This window comes from Acetobacter sp., assembly GCF_047723915.1.
Classification (GTDB): domain Bacteria; phylum Pseudomonadota; class Alphaproteobacteria; order Acetobacterales; family Acetobacteraceae; genus Acetobacter.
On the sequence record NZ_JBDOBQ010000002.1, the window covers coordinates 174479 to 196305 of the forward strand.

Below are 21827 nucleotides of genomic sequence, written 5' to 3' on the forward strand. Positions count from 1 at the left end.
GAAACAATAAAAAGAACAGGACGTAACATGATACATATTCTTCTGATTTCTCTTGTTCCCATCTTTGCAGTTATGGCTGCGGGGTATATTGCAGGCCGGAGGGGGAAAATTGACAACAAAAATGTTGGCAGTCTGAATATGCTGACAATGGAGTTTGCATTGCCGGCGGCTCTTTTCGGCACGACTGCACGGGCATCACGCAGCGTTCTGGCCGAACAATGGCCTTTGCTGTTTGCACTGTTGATAGGCATGCTGGCTGTTTTTGCTTTTGTCTGGATAATTTCTCGTTATATCTCGAAATTCTCAGCAGCCGTTTCAGCCGTTATCGCACTGAGTGTTTCACTTCCCAACTATGCGGCAGCAGGCATACCCCTCGCATCTGCCGTTTTTGGCGTAACGGGGAAACTTTATATTACAACGGCTATTGTCTCGGGAGCTATTGTAATGTCTCCTCTTACTCTGGCTTTTCTGGAAGCGCAGAAGGCGAATGACGGCGAAAGTGGTTTATCCCTGTTATTTCTCTCGATAGGTCGTTCCATACTCAAGCCCTTGGTGGTTGCCCCGTTTCTGGGGGTGGCAATTGCACTGCTCGGTATTGGTCTGCCAGACTATATTCTGCGGTCTTTTGATCTGCTGGGCAATGCGACGGCAGGTATTGCGCTGTTTGTCACCGGCCTTATCCTCAGTGCGCAGAAGGTTTCTCTTTCTCCACGCATTCTGTTTCTTGGCCTGCTGTGCAATGTTGTTCAGCCGCTTCTGGCCTATCCTCTCACGCTCATCATTCCCATGCCCGCGGAAATGGCCCATGCTGTCATCCTGTTAATGGCGCTGCCCGCCGGGTTCTTCGGTCTGCTGTTTGCCCTGCGTTATCAGGCAGACAGTCGTGACGCTGGATCCATTATGGTGGTGAGTACGGTGATGAGTCTTGCAACGTTGACAGTTGCTCTTGCTTTGGTGGCGGGAACGGCAACAGTGTCCTGAACAGATACAAAGGCAGGTGGTGTCATGGATGGTGGACTGGCTGTACTATGTTCCGGGCAGGGGGGGCAGCATGCCGCAATGTTTGACATGGTTGCAGACTGCCCTGAGGCCAAGGCAGTTTTTGACGCCGCGAGAACAGTTCTTGGCGAAGATCCCAGAGTCTTTGTAAAACAAAATAGCTTGGAAAGTCTCTATACAAATCGGAGCGGACAGATTTTATGCTGCACGCAGGCTCTGGCTGTCTCTGCTGTTCTTGAAAAAACTCTTTCCAGCCGTAATGTCCTGTATGCAGGGTACAGTGTGGGGGAACTGGCTGCCTGGGGATTGGCTGGATGTTTAACACCCAGGCAGGTATTGGAACTGGCCGCCTGTCGTGCGGATCTGATGGATGCAGTCAGTCCCCCTGGGGCTGGCCTTGCAGGACTTGCGGGTATTCCACGTCGCACGATCGAAGAGATCGTTGAGAAATGTCATGTCTGGATTGCTATCGCCAACACATCTGAATCCGTTGTGCTGGGCGGCGCCGAGGAGAGTTTGGATAATGCTATCCGTCTGGCATTCAAGGCTGGTGCGGGAACTGCTCGGCGTCTGAAGGTGGCGGTGCCGTCACATACGCCTCTCCTGAAGGATGCGGTGGCTCCGTTGCTGGAGGCGGTTCTGATGCACCATCCTCTGCCTCCTCGCAAGGGAGCGCGCCTGATCAGTGGATACGATGGGGAGCCAGTTTTTCAGATACAGGATGGGGCAAGGCGCCTCGCTAAACAGGTGGCTTCTACAGTGCGCTGGGATGCATGCATGGAGGCTTGTGTGGAAGCGGGAAGCATGAACGTTCTGGAACTGGGGCCTGGTACAGCTCTGGCCCGCATGGCGCATGGGGGCGTTCTCAAGGATGCGAGTGTAAGAGCCGTGGAAGACTTTCACTCTGTGGCGGGTATGCTGGCATGGTTGGAATAGAGATATAAGAAACTGAACTGCCCCGGAGTTTACCAAAGAGCGATTTGTTCAACGATCAGGCCGCGCTCCAGGAAACGTTCAAGCTGTAGGCAGGCAACCTTGATCGACACGGAAAGCCGGGTGACCTGCGACCTCGCCAAATTCACCCGATGAGCGGCAATGATATCAATGGCGGCAGACGCACGTGAATTTCGCCCCCGGTCACAAGCGTGAAGATGCGCCTGGCGCCAGGAAGTCTCGAACGTTCGGGCCGGCATGTCTTCCTGAAAAAATGGAACCCGCGTAAGTGCAGTCAGGTGCCGATGCGGATCGGCTGTGTCAGGTCGCGCAGGCACGCAATAATGGAGCGTGGGGTCAGTTCGCCGCTACGGGGATTTTCCTTGTTCGGCACGATCTCTACCGTGCATTCAAAACGCGCTGAATCTGAATTGACCGAAATTTTATGAATATTTCTGTCAACATCGGGGTCTGCTATGATCCTGACTTCTGTCTTGTCAGGTCCGATCCCGGCAAGCGAAAGTGCCGCAGCGACATTTGTATTGGCCGGAAATGCCAAAGCTGCCTGCCTGGCGGACCCGACGAATATTGTGGCGGCTTTGTTGATCGTATGAACGTCGATGGCATTTTCAATCAGATAGGGGGCACCCGCCAGACTTGCAGGAGACTTGCGGGTTTCTATCACAACGCTGTTGACCGTGCCTTCCGCCGCGGCCTTGAGCGCGTCCAGCCCGGGAATGGCTCCGCTTGGAACAATGATTCTGGCGCCCGTTGCGCGGGCGCGATCAATCAGGTCCAGTCTGCTGAGCATGGCCCCGACGGAGGCAACAATCAATACGCCACCGCGTTCAATGGTAGGAACAGCGATATCGGCAAAGCATCGGGAAGGCAGCATTTCAAGGACAACGTCGCAGTCTGCAAGAGAACCCAGGCTGCCTACCCGTGGTATTGTAGTCAGATTGGCAAGGCGTGCGCGGGCCTTGTCCCTGTCGGATGCCGCCACGGCATGTAGCACTGCGCCGGGTAGGCTGCTTTTGTTACCATGGTCGAGTAGCTGCGCAACCCTTATGCCGATCGACCCCAGACCAGCCAGTCCGACCCGAAGGGGCGGCCTGTCATGTGTGATACCAAAATGCATGATGTTTTCCTTTGTCCGCCACGTGCGTGGCCCGGAAACTCCTCTTGGAAGAGGTCTCCGGGCCAGAGGTGACGGCGTTGCGTCTCAGAATGCGGCTGACACATCAAGCCCGACGGTGGCGGGTGGTGATGAATTATAGTAAACCGGCATGACTGAATTGACGTGACCCGAAATACGGGTCTGCCTGTTCAGGATGTTCGATGCGAAAAGCTGCGCGTGGAAGTGCCCGAAATCCATGCCTGCGTTGACATTGGCCAGAAACCAGCCCCCCAGGTAGTAATAATCGGGACTATTGCTGTTAAAGGCCGTGCTGCGACCGCTCTGGTACGATACATCCCCACGTAGAAAGCCATTATGACCCAACAAATTGAATGAATATGTGGCGTTCCCGTTCAGGGTCCAGCGCGGCACGTAGGGCAGGGAGTCGCCAGCATGGGTCTGGTTGACGGCCAATGGCTCTATAGGTTGCTTGCCGACCAGATGTGCATCGGCATAGTTGGTACCAAAACCAAGTTGCAGTGCCCGAATGGGACGGGCGTTGACCTCTGCTTCGAAACCGGTTGCCGTGGCGGAACCCGCGTTGACAATATAGCTGAACGCGCCAGTGGGGTCCGTGCCCTGCTGCTGGATATTGGACCAGTCCATACGGTAAAAAGCACCGTTGAATGTTATTTTATTATGCAGCCATGATGTTTTCCAGCCAAGCTCGTAATCCCACACGGTGTCAGGCGAGTAGGGAGGGGCCTGCTGCACCGTAAATCCGACCGGCAGGTTGGGTCCACCGATACGGTACCCTTCTGCCGCCTGGGCATACATCATGGCATGCGGCGTAATATCATAAGAGAGCAGGAACTTGCCGGTTGCCGAGTGCTCCTTGTCGGACATCTTGGGGTACCATGTCGGAACAGCTGTATAATCCTGAAACGGCATGATCGATAGTGTCGAGATCGAGCGTTCTACCTGAAAGACACGGACACCGCCGGTAATTTTGAGTTTTTTTGTTATCGGGTAAGTTATTTCGCCAAACTCGGCTATCTGCTGGGTGTTGTCCCAGTTGGCGCGGGCGTACGATGTGGTCGGTGCGTAGCCGCCGTCTCCAACATAAAAATATCCAGACGGATCAACGGCGCCATAGTGCAGGTTGAACATGTTTTTACGCATCTGATAAAAAACACCACCTGTCCATTGAAGTTTTGATGAGTGGGGGGCAGACAGTCGGACTTCGGCAGTCCATGCGCTCACGCGCTGGCGGTCATATACGGAGTTTATGCCCCCGTTGGCCAGCAGGTTCTGGAAATTGCCGATAGGATAACAGTTCCAGAATTCGCCGCTGCTGCAATCCTTGGTGTAATTGAAAGATGTGTCATGACTGACTTCCATTTTTCTTTCCTGCCATGAGGCAATGGCAGTCAGGGTTGCCCATTTCATGTCTGTTCTGGATATAAGATTGTAGGCTTGGAACTGGTCGGTCATAGGCTGCTTGACAAAGTTGGCTGCAATCCACTTGGTGCCTCCAACTTTTGCAAAAGAGGGGTTCAGGTTGAACAGATTGCCCGTATTTGTATTCTGACGATATCCGATAAAATCAATCGTCCAGTTTTCCATGGGCTTGTAACGGATATTCAGCCTGCCGCCGGCGTTGTGAACCCAGTTGGTACCATTCTGTTTGAGGTAATATTCGTTGATCCAGCCGGCATTACTGTCACGATACGCGGTAATGCGTACGGCCAGTTTATCTTTTATAATGGGGATATTGATCGCGCCATTTTGAGTGTTGCTGAAACCACCCGTTGACATGGTTGAAACTGCGGTATCGACCTTGCCGCCAAATTTTTCAAGGTTGGGGCGTTCGGAAATCATGCGGATGGTTCCTCCTTCCGACCCGGAGCCATATAGTGTGCCCTGCGGCCCCTTGAGTACTTCAATCCGCTGCATATCCCACAGTTTTACATCTGGCTGGGCCGAACCAGCGTCCGTATTCTCTCCCGTAAAGCCGACAATCGGGATTTCGTCCAGGTACAGGCCGACCTGTGGTTCACCTGCAGCAGTCAGGTTTCTGATGGCAAAGCGTTTCTGCCCGGGGCCCTGGTCCTGGATGCTCAGACCCGGGATCTGCGTCGCAAAGTCAGAGATCGAGCGGGCGTACATTTGTTGCAGGGTTTTGCCGGTGATGGCGTCAATCGCCATGGGAGTGTGCTGCACATCTGTCGTGCGGCGCGTGGCTGAAACAGTAACGGATTCCAACCCTTCCGCAGAGACTGTCGCCGGATGGTCCGCAGATTTGTGTTTTCCAACCTGTGCAGTACCAACATTGACCTTTGCTGAAGGTGCCGCTGTGCGCGCGGCTTCCCTGCGTGTCTGATGCGCGGCAGCTCTGGTTTTATGTGTTGTATCGGCCGCATGGGCGCATGCGTGGCTAAGAGCCAAATGCCCGGTCGTTAGCAGGAAGCCAGTACGCAGGCATGTGCGCATGCTGATCGTCGTTCCAAACCACATTGGGTTACTCCTGACATTCCAAATTGATCTAGGTCAAATGTATCGCATACACTGGTTCGATGTCGATATTGTTTTAATGCCGTAATGTTTGTTTTTCTAAGCAAGAGTGTTCGTGTGTGATGTGGAAAACACATAAAAATACATATGTATACAGATAGCGCAGAGAAAACTCATTGACGTCGCGATTCGTGATGGCAGTAGTCTGATAAAAGGCATCTGATGTCATGGTGTATGATGCGGTCAGAAACCGAGACACAGACTCGAAAAGTCGTTTTTTGAATGAGAAGTTTAATAATGTGGAGGGCGAGTTTGGAGGAAGAAAGCGGGCCGAGATGAAGCGGGTCAGCCGGGCATGACACCGCAAGAGTATATTGGTAACATCATTCAACAATATTGTGGATAGGTATTGAGCAACGCATGATGGCTTGGAAATAAAGCTATCAATATTCGCTAATAGAGATCAAAAGTCCCAGATGAAATTGGGAGTTCAAGTAATCGATTAGGGAGAGCCTGCCCCTGCATAAAGGGTTCGGTTCTGCCTGATTGTGGCTGATTTTGTTAAGCGGAGGCTCCAGAGTTCAGCTTTATCTGCTGGATCGGATTTTGCTCGCAGCCTTCCCCCCTTTTCACTGGCGGAAATGCCAGTGAAAAGGGGGGCGGTCCTATAGGCTGGTTCGTAGTTGGGGGGCGCATGTACAAGATTATCGAGAGAGTATTTCAGTGCCGTGATTTTTAAGGATCATGATTTATTTTTCTATAGTCCGTGTGTTACGCGTCTCGGGCAGCATGGTTGTCGCAATCAGAATAAGAGCATAGCTGAGCAGGCAGATGTAAAGCAGTGCAGTGCCGATACCTAGCGTATGAGCCAGTATGCCAACAATGGCGACGCCAGACGCAGCGCCAAGCCGCCCCGCGCTATAGGCAAAGCTTGTGCCGCTTGCGCGGATGGAGGTTGGAAACAGTTCTGAGAAAAAAGTACCCATGCCGCCATATATGCCCTGAGAGAAAAATCCGAGAGGAAACCCCATAAGCAAACAAAGCCAGTTTGGCATTGGGGCAAGCAGATAGATGCATAGAATGACGGTGCTGCCTGCCACATAACTGAAAAAATTGGGTTTTCTGCCCAACAGGTCTGACAGATAGGCGCTGCCGATATAACCGAAAAATGCCCCAAGGGTCAAAACCACAATATACAACCCGACTGTTCCGTGTGCCATATGGCGTTCCATGGCCAGGTAGGACGGTAGCCAGGTGGAAATTCCCAGTCCGCTGGTTTGTACGCCAAAAGCCAGAATGGTGCAGAGTACTGTGCGGCGCAGGATAAACGGTTTGAAAATATCATGAATTTTCATGCGTGCAGCATTGGCGATCGCCTGCTCGCGAAATTCTTTGTACACTTCAGGTTCGTCAACATAACGCCGGAACATGATCAGCAGCAGGCCCGGAACAATGCCCGACCAGAACACCGCGCGCCATGCAAGATTTTCAGGCAGGCAGGCCATGGCGATGGATGATATAAGTGCCGCCATGGCCCAGCCGACAGCCACGCCACTTTGTAAGCACCCTACGGCACGCCCTCGATTGGCTGTACCAACGACTTCGGCCAGAAGGACGACACCAGCCGTAATTTCCCCCCCGAACCCGAAGCCCTGAATGATCCGGCACACAAAAAGCTGTTCGTAACTTGTGGTGAAGCCGCTCAGGAAGGTGAACAGGGAGTATATGATAATAGTGAACTGCATGGCCTTCACACGGCCGAACCAGTCGCCCAGCAGGCCCGTAATCCAGCCACCTGCTGCCGCTGCGAACAGAGCCGCACTACCGAGCCATCCTGCCTGGGCGGGATCAACGTGCCAGACTTTCATCAGCACGGGGATGAGAAAGCTGAAAATGCGCAGGTCCATGGCGTCCAATGCGACCCCGCCGTAGCAGCTCCAGAAAGTGATCTTGTCCGTTTTCGACAGGCTAGTATACCATGACAGCGGCGATGCCCGGCGCAGGTTGCCAGATGCCTCAGGCCGTGTGCATGATGGCGTTACTGTATCGGCGGCAGGCATTCTGCTCCGCATGGTCATGATTTTCCTTAGCTTGGATTTGTTCAGGTAACGGATGCCGCGGCCTTCAGGCTGTCAGCCAGGGATGCACGCCGCATAAACGCACGCGCTCGTTCGGGATCGGCTGCGGCTTCATGCAGGGCGTGCAGATGCGCGTTCCGTACTGTCAGGTCCTGCTCTTCCAGCAGGCGTTTGTTCTGGATGGTCTGGGCCTGGACAAAATCCACGGCGGCCTTGCGGCGCTGCCTGCTGTAAAGGTCAAGCAGACTGTCGTCAGCGCCCTGAATAACCTGCACCAGCTTGCTGCAGAGATTGATGGCGTCATGGATGCCACCATTCATGCCCATCCCGCCGATCGGATTGTTGACATGGGCAGAATCGCCTGCCAGCAGCACCCGCCCCTTGCGGAATGTTTCAGCGACACGCTGATTGACAGCATATACAGCGGAATAGGCGATTTCGTAATCACCCGTTTTGGGGAAAAACTTCTGCAGACGTTCCTGTATTCCCGCATGGGACAGGGCGTCATCTTCGGTCTCTCCGATCCGGGTGGGGAAAATCGCGCGCCACAGGCCCAACCCGTCTTCACCACGTACCTTGAACAGGTTGCACCATTCGTTCGGATCGGAAAAATAATTGCGATAAGCATAGTCTTGGCGGTGTGCGCCAAAATCGAAGCGAGTGGCAATTTTTACAAAACGTTCGTCATAGGTGAAACCCTCGAACGCAATATCCTGCGATTTGCGTACCAGGCTTCGTCCACCATCCGCGCCGATCAGGTAGTCGACGACGTGGCGTGTTTCCTCCCCGTTGCTGACAAGTGTTAGCTCGACCCGGTCGGCATGCTGGACAACACTGGTCACTTCTGTTGAAAACCGGACCGCTATGCCGAACTGATCCGCGTAGCAGGTGCTGACATCGTTCGTGAACTTGTACTGTTCATATTGCAGGACGAAGGGGTAACGGAATTCGTCCCCCATGGTCGAGAGATCGAATTCGGCTACAATCTCCCCCGTGACACGATCGTGGTACTGATATTTGGGAGCGACAAGGCCTTTGCCGATCATGGTTTCAGCAACGCCCAGTGCGCCCAGCATTTCAAGGGTTGTCGGATGGATGGACGCGGCGCGCTGGTCCATGACGGGACCGCCTTCGCGTTCGACGACGGTTACTTCAAAGCCTTTCTGGCCAAGGGCCAGGGCGCAGACCATGCCCACAGGGCCTGCGCCAACGATCATGATCCGTGTACTCATATGCTATCTTTACACTCCTGCGCTGAACATTACGACAGCGAAATGATTTCGTGTATGCGAAAAAAATTATCCAAGATCAGCCCGAAGGCATCTTCCCCGCTGTTCAGGTGTGCGACGATGGATGTGTGGTTATGGCCTGCCAGGCCGACCCATTCCGTGGGAACCTGTCCGGCGGTTTTGACCGCATGGAAAAACTCCATGCCATAAGTATCAAGGTGCCGATTCTCGAATTCCGCGACCGCGACCAGCACCGGCAGAGGGCATTCCGCCGCGCGGGAAACTGGGGAGCGGGGGGCGTAAAGCTGCATATCGTCACCGAAATAGGCCCTGACATTTCCAGCATTTGGATTGTCGGGCAGGGTGTCAGCCCGTAATCGGCCACTGATCAGCGCCAATGAGCACACTCCGCCGGGCAGGCCACCCAGGGCAGGTTCCAGTGCGGCTGTCGCCACATGGCTGCCGCCTGCGGAATGGCCAATCACATGAACACGCCGGGCATCGCCGCTGCATTCGCCAATGTGACGTTCCACCCAGTGCAGGGCGTCCAGAACATCCTGGCCGCCCTGCGGCCATTTCGATTCGGGAGCGAGACGATATTCGATATTCACGCCAACATAGCCCCGTCCGGTGAACCAGTGCAGGACGTTGTCGTAAATTTCGCCATTTGCGCTTTTGGTTCCGCGTGTGAATGCGCCACCATGTACAAACACCACAACCGGCCGCCCAGGGCCTGATGTGAACGACTCCGTTGCGGTTTCGCAAGAAAAAACATCCAGAACCTGACGGGCAGATGGTCCATACGCAATATTGCGCAGGACGACAGGTGCCTTGGGCGCACGCGCGACAACAGGTGTGTAAGCGGCAACGACTTCAGCCCGGTGGTTGATAATATCATCATTCCAGCATGGACCGATTGCCAGCAGGCGTGCCCGCTGTTCGGCCGGCAGCGCGGAAAAGGCATTCACCTGCGTCAAGGACTTTGCATTCACCGTACTACATCCTGAAAGGCATAAAAAATACCTGTTGAGCACATATCTGTGCGTATGCGGACTAACAATTCGCATGCTACGATAACCATGACAATTACGATATGAAAAAATACAATTGCATGTCAAAATATTTTATAGCATATTTATGTATGCATATGCATACCAAGCGCGCCCACTGAACGCGATCGGCGCGGCAGCCGTGGCAGTCATGATCGGAGTGAATATGAGCGAGACCAGCAAGCTGAGGCACATTGCCCTGTCCGTTCCGGACCCGGAATCAGCAGCAACTTTTTTCGAAAAAGCCTTTGGCATGAAACGTGCCGGTCGGGCCATGCGCGGCGTGTACATGTCTGACGGGATCATCAACATCGCCCTGCTGAATTTTGGAGACGAGCCTGTTCCCGGGTTCGAGGACAAGAAAGGGTATTACGGACTCATTCACTTTGGTGTGTGGGTCGATAGTGTCGAGGAAACAGGCGCAGCCGTTGTGGATGCCGGGGGTGGTTACGTGGGTGGCCGCAAGGAAACTGACCCGAATGTCTTTTACGAAGTCAAATACAAGACGCCCGAAGGTATTGTTTTCGACATGACCGAAAACGGATGGCGCGGTGCGGTCAAGAACGTCATTCCAGCCTGATACGCCACCATGGAGCACGCTGCCCTACAGGGTTCTGGCCCGCTGGTGGTTCTGCCGCTGGTTCCTGTTGCATCCAGCCTGCTGGGTGGGCTGGAGCGTTCGGGGTGTGTCGTCCTGCAGGCGGGTGACGGCGCTGCGGGCGCTGTCACCCGCCTTGCGGGCGATCAGTTTGCTCCCGCCGATCTGGCTGGCGTGTCTCTGGTTATTACCAATGGGTCGCGCGGGTTGCTGGCGCAGGAAATGGCGTTGCTGCCTCACCTGCGGTGGGTGCTCTGTACTGGTGTCGGTTACGAAGGGGTGGATGTCAGAGCCGCCATAGTACGGGGCATTGCGGTTTCCAATACACCGGGCATCAACGGAGAAACCGTTGCAGATCACGCCATGGCGCTTCTGCTTGCTGTTTCGCGCAATGTGGTTGCGCTTGACCGGCTCATACGCGACGGACAATGGGAAAGCCTGCGCAAGCCATTGCCTGCGCCGCATGGGCGCACGCTGGGCCTGCTCGGATTTGGCGGGATCGGGCAGGCCATTGCCCGCCGCGCGCGGGGGTTTGGCATGACGGTGCTGTATACAAGCCGGTCCGCCAATCCTGATGGCGGGGCTGATTACGTTGGTTCGTTGGCTGAACTGGCGTGCCGGTCTGATTATCTGGTGGTGGCTTGTCCCGGGGGGGCGAGTACGCGGCATCTGGTCAACGCCGAGATACTGACGTTACTTGGTCCGACCGGGTTCCTGATCAATATCGGGCGTGGAAGCGTGGTGGATACGGCCGCGCTGGTCGATGCTCTCAAGAGAGGGCGTATCGCCGGGGCAGCGCTTGATGTGTTCGAAGGGGAACCCGAATTACCGGCGGAACTGGTTGAAGCGCCTGACTTGATTCTGACGCCACACATTGCTGGACGGTCACCTCAGACCAGTGCGGCACAGCAATCATCATTGGAACTGTATATCAAGCGATGTATTGAAGGGAAGACTCCGCCTAATCTGGTGCACGGATAATGGCTGTGAAAATTTTTGAGGGCTCCCATGTCGACATATGCTGAAGATATTTATAACAAGCTGGCTCATCAGATCATCCATGGCGAAATGCCTCCTGGCCATCGGTTGGATGAACAGGGACTGGCGACGCTGTTTCGTGTGTCCCGCACCCCCGTACGCGAAGCATTGAAAGAACTGGCAGCCCGCGGGCTGGTGGAGTTTCAGCCCCGCAAAGGCGTGGTGGTAATCGAGATCAGCCGCGAACAGCTTGCCGACATGCTGGACGCCGAATGCGAAATTGAGGCTCTGTGCGCGCGTCTGGCATCGCAGAAAATGAATGCGCTTGAAAAAAGCATGCTTCAGGATTTGTACGAACAGGGCCAGAACGCCGCCGCTGCCAGTGACTGGGATGCATATTGGGAGATCAACCGGCAGTTCCATGACCTGATTGGCCAGGGCGCACATAACGACACCCTGGCGACACTGATGCGTGATCTGCGTATTCGTCTTGCCGCGTTCCGTCAGGCGCAGCCCACGGAAAACGGTGAACGCCTTGCCCGCTCGCATGAAGATCATGGCGCGGTCATGCGGGCCATTGTCGCGGGGGACCCGGAATCCGCCTACACGCTCATGCGCGATCATAACGCCAGACTGGCGGCTGGTGTCCTGCAACTGCTGAACACCCAGAATTCCGAAAAAAGCCGACTTTACAGAAAACGATACGCAACAGTGTGACAACCCTGCGTCCGGCGCAACGGCCGGGCCGTTCTGGAGACACAAGCCGATGTCTGTCGCTTTTAGCCTGAATGGGAAATCCGTCACATTTGACGGGCCGGATGACGCCCCGTTGCTATGGGTTGTTCGGGAACATTTCGGGCTGACTGGCAGCAAGTTCGGGTGTGGCATTGGCATGTGTGGCGCCTGCACCATGCACCTTGACGGCGAGGCCGTGCGGACCTGTGTCATGGCCGTGGGAAACGCACGGGACCGTCACGTCACAACGATCGAGGGGATGACCGCGCCGGAGGTTGCCAATCCCGTGCGGGCGGCCTGGAACGCCCTTGATGTGCCCCAGTGCGGCTATTGCCAGCCCGGCATGATCATGGCTGTCACGGCGTTTCTCAAGCACCATCCCACCCCGACCGATGCCGAGATTGACGCCGGAGTCACAAATCTCTGCCGGTGCGCAACTTACATCCGTATTCGCGAGGCCATTCATGCCGCGGCAGGCGGCAAGGTGTGAGGACGTGAACATGACATTGCGCCACAGGGTTCATACCCGTTCCAAGGGCGGCTCCACGGCTCATGGAGCATTTTCGTCCTCCGTTATGGGAAGGCGGCGTTTTTTCGAGATCGCAGCGGCATTCGGGGCCGTATTCGCTATTCCACTCGACACATCCATTGCCGCGGCAGGTGAAACGGCGGAGGCCGAACTGACGGACTGGGTGTTTATTGATGCCCGGGGCACGGTTACGATCGGTCTGTGCCAGCCCGAAGTCGGGCAGGGATCGGCCACGGTACTGCCTGCCATTCTGGCAGAGGAACTGGATGCGGACTGGCCCGCGATCGAGGTGCGTTGGGTCATGGGGCGTGATGCCTATAAAATCCAGTTTCGCAACGAAAAACCGTCCCAGAAGGAAGGTGCCTCCACCTCCACTAACCGTCTTTATGCTCGTCTGCGTGTAGCGGGTGCGGCTGCCCGTAGCATGTTGATCAGCGCAGCGGCCACCCGTTTCGGGGTTGATCCAGCGGAATGCGACACCCAGGCCGGATGGGTGCGTAACAATGCGACCGGGGCACGACTGCCTTATGGCGAACTGGCACATGCTGCAGCCAGCCTGCCGGTTCCCGCGAACCCGCCTTTGAAAAGGCCGCATGAATTCCGGTTAGTCGGCAAGTCTTTTCCGCGACGGGATACACCGGTCAAAACCAATGGGTCGGCTCGCTACGGGGTAGATGTCACACTGCCCGGCATGCTCAACGCTTCCATCCGTATTGCTCCGGCCATTGGCGGAAAAGTAGGGACCGTGCATAACGAGGCGGCAGTGCTCCGGCAGCCGGGCGTGCGCAGGATCATTACACTAGAGAATGCCATTATTGCCGTGGCCGACCATTACTGGCAGGCCCAGAGGGCCGTAAGCCTGTTGGATGTCGATTTTACGACAGGAGAAAATGCCGCTCTCTCAACCGCAATGATCGATGATCTGGCGAACAGGGGGTTGGATAGCGGCATGGCGGTTCCGGTGCTGGAGCGCGGTGACGCCCCCGGAATTCTGCGCTCCATGCCCGGTCACGTGATCGAAGGCCGCTATAGTGTTCCGCACCTGGCACATGCTGCCATGGAGCCTATGAACGCGACGGTTCATGTGCAGAAGGATCGGGTTGATGTCTGGGGTTCGATCCAGAGTACGGATGCGACTGTTTCTGCCGTCGCCAAGATATGCAGCCTGCCGGAAAACCGGGTATTTTTGCATATCGATTTTCTGGGCGGTAGTTTTGGCGGCAAGATCGTGCCCGATTTTGTGGCGCAGGCCGCCAGGGCGGCTAAAATCATGGGCTGCCCGGTCAAGCTGATTCGCAGCCGTGAAATGGATATCCAGCACGATCATTTTCGCCCTAACAACAAAGGATTGCTCCGCGCCGTGCTGGGGCAGGATGGATATCCGCTTGCCGTGCATGCCAGAGTGTGCGGTCAGTCTCTGTTTGCCTCCACCCGGCCGTACTGGCTGACAAAAACACCAAAAGGCGCGTATGACGAAAGCATGGTCGATGGTATTTATCAGCAGACTTACGATATTCCTAATTTATATGTAGAGGTTTCTCATACACCTTTGCCAGTTCCGGTCTATTTCATGCGTTCGGTCGGGTCGAGTGCGGGCGTTCTGTTCTGGGAAAGCTTTATAACCGATCTTGCTCATAAGGCGGGGATAGATCAGTACGCCTATCGTCGGCATCTGCTCAGGAATTACCCGGACGGGCAGAAAGTGCTCGATGCGGCGGCCGAGGCTGCAAGCTGGCACGAAGCACCAGCGCCCGATACGGTAAGGGGTATTTCTTTTAACACCTATTTCGGCCGTGGTGGCTCCTTCCGTTCTGAATGCGCTGAAGTGGTGGAAATGAAAAAATACGGAAAAACCTGGAAAGTCACACGGGTTGTTTGTGCGATGGATGCCGGCCTTGTGGTCAATCGCAATACCTTTATCGCCCAGATCCAGGGTGGGGTGGGCTTTGCCCTGACATCCGCTCTCAAAAGCGAGATCACATTCCGGGATGGCGCTGCGGAGCAATCGAACTTTATCGACTATCCGCTACTATCCATTGCGGAAATGCCCGAGGTTGTACCGATCATTGTCGAAAGCGATCGTCCCCCGCAAGGCGTGGGGGAGATCATGGTGGCACCGCTGGCACCGGCAATTTCGCAGGCACTTCTGCACGCGACAGGCCGCCGCCCCGCAAGCATGCCGTTCCGCCGCGAATGGTTTGAAGAGAACGCCTGACACCGGCATACACACGATAAAAAACTTTATACAAAGGAAGAAAAAGACAATGCCCAATCCATTCCATCTTGCGTTTCCTGTTGATGACCTGGATGCAGCCCGCCATTTTTATCGCGAAGTACTGGGCTGCGCGGAAGGGCGGAGTTCAGAAACGTGGATCGACTTTGACCTGTTTGGGCACCAGATCGTTACGCATAAGGTCGTTTGCGATCGCAAGGCCAGCGGTGGCGGGGCGGTGGATGGGCACAACGTTCCTATTCCGCATTTTGGCGTCGTTCTGGATATGGAAACCTGGGAAAATCTTGCCGAACGTGTGCGCAGCCACGGCATTACTTTTTCCATGGAACCGCAGATCCGCTTCAAAGGGCAGCCAGGCGAGCAGGCGACCATGTTCTTTCTCGATCCTGCAGGTAATGCGCTGGAATTCAAGGCTTTTCGTTCCATGGAACAGCTTTTTGCCAAATAACGGAGCCAGTGCCGTGCGCCGCTATGGACTTGCGCTGCTTTCAGCCTTTGTAGTCAGTTCCGCTACGGCTCGGGCTGATAGTACCCGCATTAGCCGGGGCGCCTATCTGGCCACGGTGGGGGACTGCATTGCCTGCCATACTGCCCCTGGGGGGGCAGCTTTTGCGGGCGGACGGCGGCTTCACACACCTTTTGGAGATCTGGTCAGCACCAATATTACCCCTGACCCACAGACCGGGATCGGAGGTTGGAGTGACGACATGTTTCTCAAAGCGGTCAAAAAAGGAGTAGGGGCCAGGGGGCAGCATCTGTACGCGGCGATGCCGTTCGCAAATTACGCAAAGGTCAGCGATCAGGATATTCTCGATATCAAGGGCTATCTTGCTTCACTGCGACCAGTCCACAATGCGGTGGAACCCAATCAACTCCGCTTTCCTTTCAATATCCGACTGCTTTCGGCCTCCATCTGGTCATGGTTCTATTTCGACCCTACACCGTTTCGGGCCGATCCCGCCCGTGGCGATCAATGGAACCGTGGTGCTTATCTGGTCAACGGGCTTGGACATTGCTCTGCCTGCCATACCCCAAAAAACAGACTTGGAGCGGACCGCGCCGGAAAATTTCTTGCCGGAGCCGAAATCGAAGGGTTTTACGCACCTGCTCTTAATGACGCGATGCGGACAGGCCTTGGTGCATGGTCGGCGGAGGAAATTACCACCTACCTGCGAACCGGCACATCTCGACATGCTGTTGCTACTGGCCCCATGGCCGAAGTTATCATGCGCTCTACCCAGTTTATGACCCCGGCAGATTTACAAGCCATGGCTGTTTACCTGCGGTCCGTGGTGGTGCCTGCGGACAAGGAGGAAACGGCCCCTCCGCCGGATGTTGCGGCTATAAAAGCAGGAGGAACCATATATGCTGCAAGCTGCCAGAGTTGCCATCGTGCGGACGGATCAGGGGTGCCAGGGCTTATTCCAGCACTGGCCGGACATGCGGGCGTACAATCTGCCAATCCGGCCAGCGCCATTCGTGTGATCCTGCAAGGTGGGCAGGCCGCCATTACGGATGGAAACGGTAGGGGTACCAGCATGCCGGCTTTTGCGTGGAGGCTGACTGATGCTCAGATAGCTGGTGTTATCGGGTTTATCGGTAATAGCTGGGGGAACCGCGCCCCTGCCACGTCACCTCAAGCCGTATCCGATATGCGCGCGGCCCTGCATGCTTCCGACCCGGCTCCACGTTAGTTACCTGAAACTGAAGTTGAGTTCATTGTCTTGCAATAAAGCTATTTTACTGAGGCGAGGATTTGCTGGGCTGATTTGACCCACCGATAGGGATGATATTCGTTATGTGTATCGATAAAGATTGTGATATCGACTTCGAGTTCAGCTATGGACCGAGGCATATCATGGTGGAGTTGTTTGCGCGTCAGTGTGGCGAGTGAGTAGCCCTTAGTTTTCTAGACATCTTCTGCTTTCAAAATCTGCTGGCGTTCGAACTGTGCGGGTGACAGCATCCCGTTCCTGACCTGCTTGCGTACCGGATTGTAGAACATCTCGATGTAATCGAACACGTTTTGTCGGGCCTCGTCGTGCGTTTTGTCGGTAAGGCGCCAGATACGCTCACGCTTGATCGGGGAGAAGAAGCTTTCGGTGACGGCATTGTCATGGCAGTTGCCCTGTCGGCTCATCGAGTGCTCCAGATGGTGGGCTCGGATGAAGGCCGCTCAGTCCATGTTGGTGAACTGCGATCCTTGATCCGAGTGGATCGTGCCGGACTGGGCTTGTGCGCTTCTTGTCAATGTTCGCTGATCCGGCAGGAACGAAGTGGTCCGGAGTATATGGTTATTCACGTCAAGATGAGCGAGGCGCATATTCTGCGTCAGCGTCCAGTTGGAGAGAAGATACTGGGTAAACGCGTCTCCGACGGCAACCTGACGTTTTGAATAAAGGTCATAATTTTCGTCACCGCTTAAAAAATTCCTTGAAATATAATCATATTTGTCTGCCAAGATCGTGCCTTGGGCCGTCAGGTTTTGTGCAGACAAGAGTTCAGATCAACCTGTTCAAAACTGACAAGGATCATGCAATCGGCTTTCTCTGTCGGCATCCAGTGCAGGGACGGCGCGACATAGATTTTATTATTGATGATGTTTTTGCGTATGAATTGGATTTGCGGATAAGCCCGTTTAGTCGCCACAAGAGTGTTTTCGAATCGTTAATGGCATCTCCAAAATCAGCGGCACCCTCGCGAAAGGCGCGGGGACATCGGTTGTGGCAGGAGATACATCTCACTGTAGGTTTCTGGACGGCACTCGCGCTTGCTTTTATCTCCGCCAGTGTGCGCTCCTTACCTTTCCGAGATACAGAGCGTTGTTCGGCATGCAGGATAATCGCCGCAGCCATGGGGCCACGCCGCTATCGAGACGCGTCATCATCGTGAAGACGCTAGTCTGGCGGCGGAACATACTCGTTCGTTTGTTGTAAATGATGTCGTATTGGCGGCGCATGATTTGTTGTTGACTGCGGTTTTGACGGATATCCAGCTCAATGCGTCGCAGGGCGTCATGAGAAACAGAGCCGATCTTCCAGAACTGGGATCGCAGAAGCCGGTCATGATGCAGGTGGGGGCCGCATGGCATGGCAAGAATTCTGCGGGATCCGCGCTCGGAGCCGGCCCGTGCACGCGCCTTAGTAAGGCGATGCCATATCCCGGTCATTAATTTTTTCAAAGATGGGCTTTGTAGTATTATGGAAATCTTGGACAGAAAACTTCTTATAACTGATATCTTTATATCCTCGGACGAACATAACTCCATTATTAAGATCTGATAATGCTGTCCAGACAGTATATTCAGTAACGGCTTTTCCTGATTCCTTTTGTGTCTCGCCCCCTAACGTATCGGTGGTAATATTCTTCATACGATCAAAGCGATTCATAATGTGTGCAAGAATATTGATCGCATCTCCTGTCGACTGCGCCAGTGGGGCGTAACTGGTGTAGTAAACGCCACGAATAAAGCGTCCGACAGACGTGTCTGACGATGGCAAGTCTGAAGTTGCAATCCCACTATCCGGCTGAACCACTTTCAGACCTCCCAGAATAGCGGAGGATCTGTCTTTATTGCTCAATTGCGTGTAATTATTCAGGTTCTGGAGATGCCATGGAAAGTCAGGGCCGTTGGTCATGACCTTTGTGGGGTTGTCATAAACATGAAATTTCCCATCAAGCGCTTCTACGACAATACTTCCTCCTTTTTTGTCGTAAAACGCAAAATGGAAGGGTGATTTTACTCCCCCCAATTTTGTCAGGACAGGAGACCAGAAATGCCCTTTATTCACGGCTTCTCTGACATCATCTACCGTTGCGAAATTGGCGAGCGCCCACTCTCCCAGTGATGTGACCGGGACAGAATCATGGTAATCTGATCTTTGTAGTGGAGTGAGTGTAGCTTCAGGCACCATGTTGGCGCTGAAAGACAGGCCAGCACCGTTCATGCCCTCGAGCATGTTATGATCGTCGCCATCCTGATAAACTGAAGTTGTAATTGCCAGAATAGGATAGAGAGCCTGATAATATGCGCCAGCACCGCCATCAGGTGACTTTTTTTGGAATGCTGTCTGGGCAGGATAGAAGGTCAACCAGGACGGTAAGTCTTCCGGGAGTTCCAATGTGCGCCCATGGAAAACATGACCGCTCTTATCTGTGATCGCCAAGGTTGAGCAAGCCTGTACAATTGAAGGAAAAAGAAAAATAGTAGGGAATATCATCTTAAGAAGAGATCTGATTTTCATGATTTTCTTCCTGCCATTAATTTTAATGATTTCGTAAGTAAGGAAACAAGATTATTTTCTCTATAGAGAATTTCTTACTCTATAGTAAAGATTATCTCCAATTCAAAAGACGCAACCTCTAGAGCAATATATTGTGCGTAACGTTTCCTGAAATGATCAAGTTTATGACCTAATTTGTTAGGTGGACGGTCTGAGCTATGCCAAAGTTGGTTATGTGGGGCTATAGTTTTGCGTTCTCTCTGGAGGTTATTATGTCAACTGGTTTCGCGCCCCCCTCTGCATACGAAAAGGATCAGGTCTTGAGTTCGAGGGCAGAAATTCTGCGCCCAGCCCATTAAATAAGACAAACGACGTGGTAAACGCCTAAACTGCATTGAGATCATGTATTGCCGTCATTTTCCATCGTGAAAAGGGTGAAGGATGATCTGGTATTGCTGCTGGAATAAAAAGGCGGCAAAGCTTTTGGAAGTGTGGAAAGGAAAGTGGGAACTTCTCCGCCTGGCGCTCGAGCAGTGCGTGTGGATAGGAATAATAAATTTATTTACTGCATATCATGCGGATATAACCTTGCAGTCAACATCCCGATCCACCGGTGCCAGCGCGCCAATCTCCATCTCCAGTAGTCAGGCGATGGAAGAGCGAACCTGCTCGCGATCAAGGTTTTCGCCCTCAATCTCGCTCGATTTGATGACGTATTCCCTCATTTTCGGTCAGACCCTCAGAGGGGGCCGAGTCCTATTACAATGAAAAATAGTTTGGAATATTTTAACAAAATTTCTCAATTAGCCTCAGAAAGCAATAAAATTCTAGAAAAAATAAATCCGTTAATTCGCTATATTAAAAATATTTTTCAATAATGAATAAAATATTTGATATAGCTTTGGATGGAGAAGAGCTTATTTTTCTTTATACTAATTGGAAAGGAGAAAAAGGGGTTCGTAGAGTTAAACCACTAGAAATTTTTTTAGGTTAAAACGAATAGCATAAAGAAGTTCAGTGGTTACTAAAAGCGTTTGATTATGAGCAGGTGACCCTGCCCCGTGGAATGCCCTCGTTTTTGGGTAAGGTCTGTCCAACCGGAGACAGGCAATGAAGAGATCACGTTTTACGCAGGACCAGATCATCGGAATCCTGAAAGAGCATCAGGCGGGTGCGTCGGCGGCCGGTCTGTGCCGCAAGCACGGGATTAGCGATGCGACCTTCTACATCTGGCGGTCGAAATACGGCGGCATGGAAGTATCGGAGGCGCGGCGGCTCAAGACTCTGGAAGAATAGAACGCGAAGCTGAAGCGGCTCCTGGCCGAGAGCGTGATGGACGTCTCGACGCTGAAGGACCTGCTTAACAACAACTTTCCGAAATATACTCCTCGCTTGCATGTCGATGGTCTTTGTGGATTTCGTACCTTTGAGGCTATCTGTAAAATTCAACTCCTCCATGAACGAAGCCTTCGATCAGCACGGTCGGCTACTGGCAACACGCCCAGCATATAAACTGGCGCGACAGTATGCGGATAATACTGATGCTTATGCAAACGCTTTAAGCTAGCATTGCACCACAAAATCTGGCTATGGTACACTACTTATTTCATATATAAAAAATATGATAATTATAAATATCATAATATTATTTATAATTATCATTATCATTTAAAAAGCATTGTTCGATATTCTCAACAATTTTATGATACTCTGAGTGCTTTGCGCGTGGATATGATATTTCAAAAGAAATAAACTGATCATCTCTTTTTATTATTTTCACATAAAATTCTTTTTTTTGACCATCATCTCCCGAAAAAACGGCCCAGTTTTTCTTTACTACTTTGTAAGTTACCTTCCCTTTCGAACCCTTGAGAGCGGGAATCGCTTGCTCCACTGCTTCAGAAAGAGAAGCCTCCAACTCCTCTTTTCCATGAGCAAATCCTGAAATATTATTCCATCCAAAGACCGCCAATTCACCACCATCAGAGGCTAGAAATCTTTGTCCGTCACTATTATCAGATTCACCTTGTGGCTTTAACCGTCGAGAAGGGTAGCAAATCTGATATTGAAAACGGACATTGGCGTAAATTTTCCATCCATCATTCTCTAGTCTGGATGAAGCGGATAGTAGATCAGGCATATGCAGGAACAAGGCGCATAGAGGCAGGGAAAATGTCTTTCGTTTAAAATATATCACGTTTTTTTCAATGGTGTTATAAATGGAAAACGGAACGTCAGCTATGATAGCCGATGTGGAATTCCTGTTCCATGAGATTTTTTTAATCAGGTATCCCCGCTACATTAATTACGATCGGCCTTATTAAGCAGTATGAATTTTCTTATATGAATTGTCCGCTCTCAACAGGGCGTCATTGCTCACTCCATGTCGCTTATGAGGCGAAAGCAGTCATCGGCTTAAACGAAAGATCAGCTAATAGCCGACACTTCAGCCAATCCCGGCGTGGTCCACTCACATCTTCAGAGCCACCTGGATCTACTCGTTATCCAATGCTAGGCTCAGGACACATTCTTTGAGGTAGAAGATGACGCTTGCTGTGATGTGGATTGCGGACATGAATGTATGAGCGCAGCGGTCATATCGGGTCGCAACA

16 protein-coding genes and 3 pseudogenes are annotated in these 21827 nt (G+C 53.1%); 10 read left to right on the top strand and 9 right to left on the bottom strand.

The genetic code is table 11. The annotated features are described in order from the left end of the window. Positions 1-27 precede the first annotated feature (27 nt). Together ABF990_RS02915 and ABF990_RS02920 are read left to right on the top strand one after the other, a co-directional pair. A complete protein-coding gene (locus tag ABF990_RS02915; RefSeq protein WP_415499744.1) occupies positions 28-981 on the top strand; it encodes an AEC family transporter in 954 nt (317 codons plus the stop codon). A 24-nt stretch (positions 982-1005) separates the two neighbouring features. Further along, positions 1006-1935, top strand: coding sequence for an acyltransferase domain-containing protein (locus tag ABF990_RS02920; RefSeq protein ID WP_415499745.1), 930 nt, complete (start codon positions 1006-1008; stop codon positions 1933-1935). A 292-nt stretch (positions 1936-2227) separates the two neighbouring features. Here the strand turns inward: ABF990_RS02920 and ABF990_RS02925 are convergent, their stop codons facing one another. From ABF990_RS02925 to ABF990_RS02945, 5 genes are all read right to left on the bottom strand, one after another. After that, on the bottom strand, positions 2228-3070 hold the full coding sequence (locus ABF990_RS02925; RefSeq protein ID WP_415499746.1) for an aspartate dehydrogenase: 843 nt from the start codon (positions 3068-3070) through the stop codon (positions 2228-2230). Positions 3071-3154: 84 nt separating this feature from the next. Continuing rightward, positions 3155-5566, bottom strand: a complete 2412-nt coding sequence (locus ABF990_RS02930; RefSeq protein ID WP_415499747.1) for a TonB-dependent receptor — start codon at positions 5564-5566, stop codon at positions 3155-3157. A gap of 746 nt (positions 5567-6312) precedes the next feature. Beyond that, positions 6313-7641 carry an MFS transporter gene (locus ABF990_RS02935; RefSeq protein WP_415499748.1) on the bottom strand — a complete coding sequence of 443 codons (1329 nt, stop codon included), beginning with the start codon at positions 7639-7641 and terminating at the stop codon, positions 6313-6315. Between the two features lie 23 nt (positions 7642-7664). Beyond that, a complete protein-coding gene (locus ABF990_RS02940; RefSeq protein ID WP_415499749.1) occupies positions 7665-8873 on the bottom strand; it encodes an FAD-dependent oxidoreductase in 1209 nt (402 codons plus the stop codon). 29 nt (positions 8874-8902) lie between these two features. Beyond that, on the bottom strand, positions 8903-9838 hold the full coding sequence (locus ABF990_RS02945; protein WP_415499760.1) for an alpha/beta hydrolase: 936 nt from the start codon (positions 9836-9838) through the stop codon (positions 8903-8905). 232 nt (positions 9839-10070) lie between these two features. On the opposite strand from ABF990_RS02945, the gene ABF990_RS02950 reads away from it, so the two are divergent. Genes ABF990_RS02950 through ABF990_RS02980 form a run of 7 tightly spaced genes read left to right on the top strand, consistent with a single transcriptional unit; the run spans position 10071 to position 16686 of the window. Next, positions 10071-10499 carry a VOC family protein gene (locus ABF990_RS02950; RefSeq protein WP_415506469.1) on the top strand — a complete coding sequence of 143 codons (429 nt, stop codon included), beginning with the start codon at positions 10071-10073 and terminating at the stop codon, positions 10497-10499. Positions 10500-10508: 9 nt separating this feature from the next. Continuing rightward, positions 10509-11498, top strand: a complete 990-nt coding sequence (locus ABF990_RS02955; protein ID WP_415499751.1) for an NAD(P)-dependent oxidoreductase — start codon at positions 10509-10511, stop codon at positions 11496-11498. A gap of 27 nt (positions 11499-11525) precedes the next feature. Next, positions 11526-12212 carry a GntR family transcriptional regulator gene (locus tag ABF990_RS02960; protein ID WP_415499752.1) on the top strand — a complete coding sequence of 229 codons (687 nt, stop codon included), beginning with the start codon at positions 11526-11528 and terminating at the stop codon, positions 12210-12212. Positions 12213-12261: 49 nt separating this feature from the next. Beyond that, a complete protein-coding gene (locus ABF990_RS02965) occupies positions 12262-12720 on the top strand; it encodes a (2Fe-2S)-binding protein (RefSeq protein ID WP_415499753.1) in 459 nt (152 codons plus the stop codon). A gap of 10 nt (positions 12721-12730) precedes the next feature. Further along, positions 12731-14974, top strand: coding sequence for a molybdopterin cofactor-binding domain-containing protein (locus tag ABF990_RS02970; RefSeq protein WP_415499761.1), 2244 nt, complete (start codon positions 12731-12733; stop codon positions 14972-14974). Next, complete coding sequence (locus tag ABF990_RS02975) at positions 14958-15440, top strand: VOC family protein (protein WP_415499754.1); 483 nt, start codon at positions 14958-14960, stop codon at positions 15438-15440. Before ABF990_RS02970 ends, ABF990_RS02975 begins: the two co-directional genes overlap by 17 nt. Continuing rightward, positions 15430-16686, top strand: a complete 1257-nt coding sequence (locus ABF990_RS02980; RefSeq protein WP_415499755.1) for a c-type cytochrome — start codon at positions 15430-15432, stop codon at positions 16684-16686. Before ABF990_RS02975 ends, ABF990_RS02980 begins: the two co-directional genes overlap by 11 nt. 215 nt (positions 16687-16901) lie before the next feature. Here ABF990_RS02980 and ABF990_RS02985 read toward each other — a convergent pair. The 3 genes and pseudogenes from ABF990_RS02985 to ABF990_RS02995 all read right to left on the bottom strand — a co-directional run. Beyond that, positions 16902-17210, bottom strand: a pseudogene (locus ABF990_RS02985) (IS3 family transposase); the annotation flags it as partial. 922 nt (positions 17211-18132) lie between these two features. Next, entirely contained in the window at positions 18133-19236 is a 1104-nt protein-coding gene (locus tag ABF990_RS02990) for a linear amide C-N hydrolase (RefSeq protein ID WP_415499756.1), read from the bottom strand. Positions 19237-19862: 626 nt separating this feature from the next. After that, positions 19863-19940, bottom strand: a pseudogene (locus ABF990_RS02995) (DUF4172 domain-containing protein); the annotation flags it as partial. Between the two features lie 385 nt (positions 19941-20325). Between ABF990_RS02995 and ABF990_RS03000 the strand changes: the two are divergent. Beyond that, positions 20326-20577: pseudogene (locus ABF990_RS03000) on the top strand (transposase); the annotation flags it as partial. Between the two features lie 283 nt (positions 20578-20860). Here ABF990_RS03000 and ABF990_RS03005 read toward each other — a convergent pair. Continuing rightward, positions 20861-21355 carry a hypothetical protein gene (locus ABF990_RS03005; RefSeq protein ID WP_415506470.1) on the bottom strand — a complete coding sequence of 165 codons (495 nt, stop codon included), beginning with the start codon at positions 21353-21355 and terminating at the stop codon, positions 20861-20863. Positions 21356-21827: the final 472 nt, after the last annotated feature.

Bases quoted from the DNA above. Each gene is read 5' to 3' on its own strand.
- ABF990_RS02925 (WP_415499746.1), bottom strand. From the start codon at position 3,070: ATGCATTTTGGTATCACACATGACAGGCCGCCCCTTCGGGTCGGACTG.
- ABF990_RS02960 (WP_415499752.1), top strand. From the start codon at position 11,526: ATGTCGACATATGCTGAAGATATTTATAACAAGCTGGCTCATCAGATC.
- ABF990_RS02955 (WP_415499751.1), top strand. From the start codon at position 10,509: ATGGAGCACGCTGCCCTACAGGGTTCTGGCCCGCTGGTGGTTCTGCCG.
- ABF990_RS02950 (WP_415506469.1), top strand. From the start codon at position 10,071: ATGATCGGAGTGAATATGAGCGAGACCAGCAAGCTGAGGCACATTGCC.
- ABF990_RS02990 (WP_415499756.1), bottom strand. From the start codon at position 19,236: ATGAAAATCAGATCTCTTCTTAAGATGATATTCCCTACTATTTTTCTT.
- ABF990_RS03005 (WP_415506470.1), bottom strand. From the start codon at position 21,355: ATGCCTGATCTACTATCCGCTTCATCCAGACTAGAGAATGATGGATGG.
- ABF990_RS02915 (WP_415499744.1), top strand. From the start codon at position 28: ATGATACATATTCTTCTGATTTCTCTTGTTCCCATCTTTGCAGTTATG.
- ABF990_RS02935 (WP_415499748.1), bottom strand. From the start codon at position 7,641: ATGACCATGCGGAGCAGAATGCCTGCCGCCGATACAGTAACGCCATCA.
- ABF990_RS02940 (WP_415499749.1), bottom strand. From the start codon at position 8,873: ATGAGTACACGGATCATGATCGTTGGCGCAGGCCCTGTGGGCATGGTC.
- ABF990_RS02965 (WP_415499753.1), top strand. From the start codon at position 12,262: ATGTCTGTCGCTTTTAGCCTGAATGGGAAATCCGTCACATTTGACGGG.
- ABF990_RS02920 (WP_415499745.1), top strand. From the start codon at position 1,006: ATGGATGGTGGACTGGCTGTACTATGTTCCGGGCAGGGGGGGCAGCAT.
- ABF990_RS02930 (WP_415499747.1), bottom strand. From the start codon at position 5,566: ATGTGGTTTGGAACGACGATCAGCATGCGCACATGCCTGCGTACTGGC.
- ABF990_RS02970 (WP_415499761.1), top strand. From the start codon at position 12,731: ATGACATTGCGCCACAGGGTTCATACCCGTTCCAAGGGCGGCTCCACG.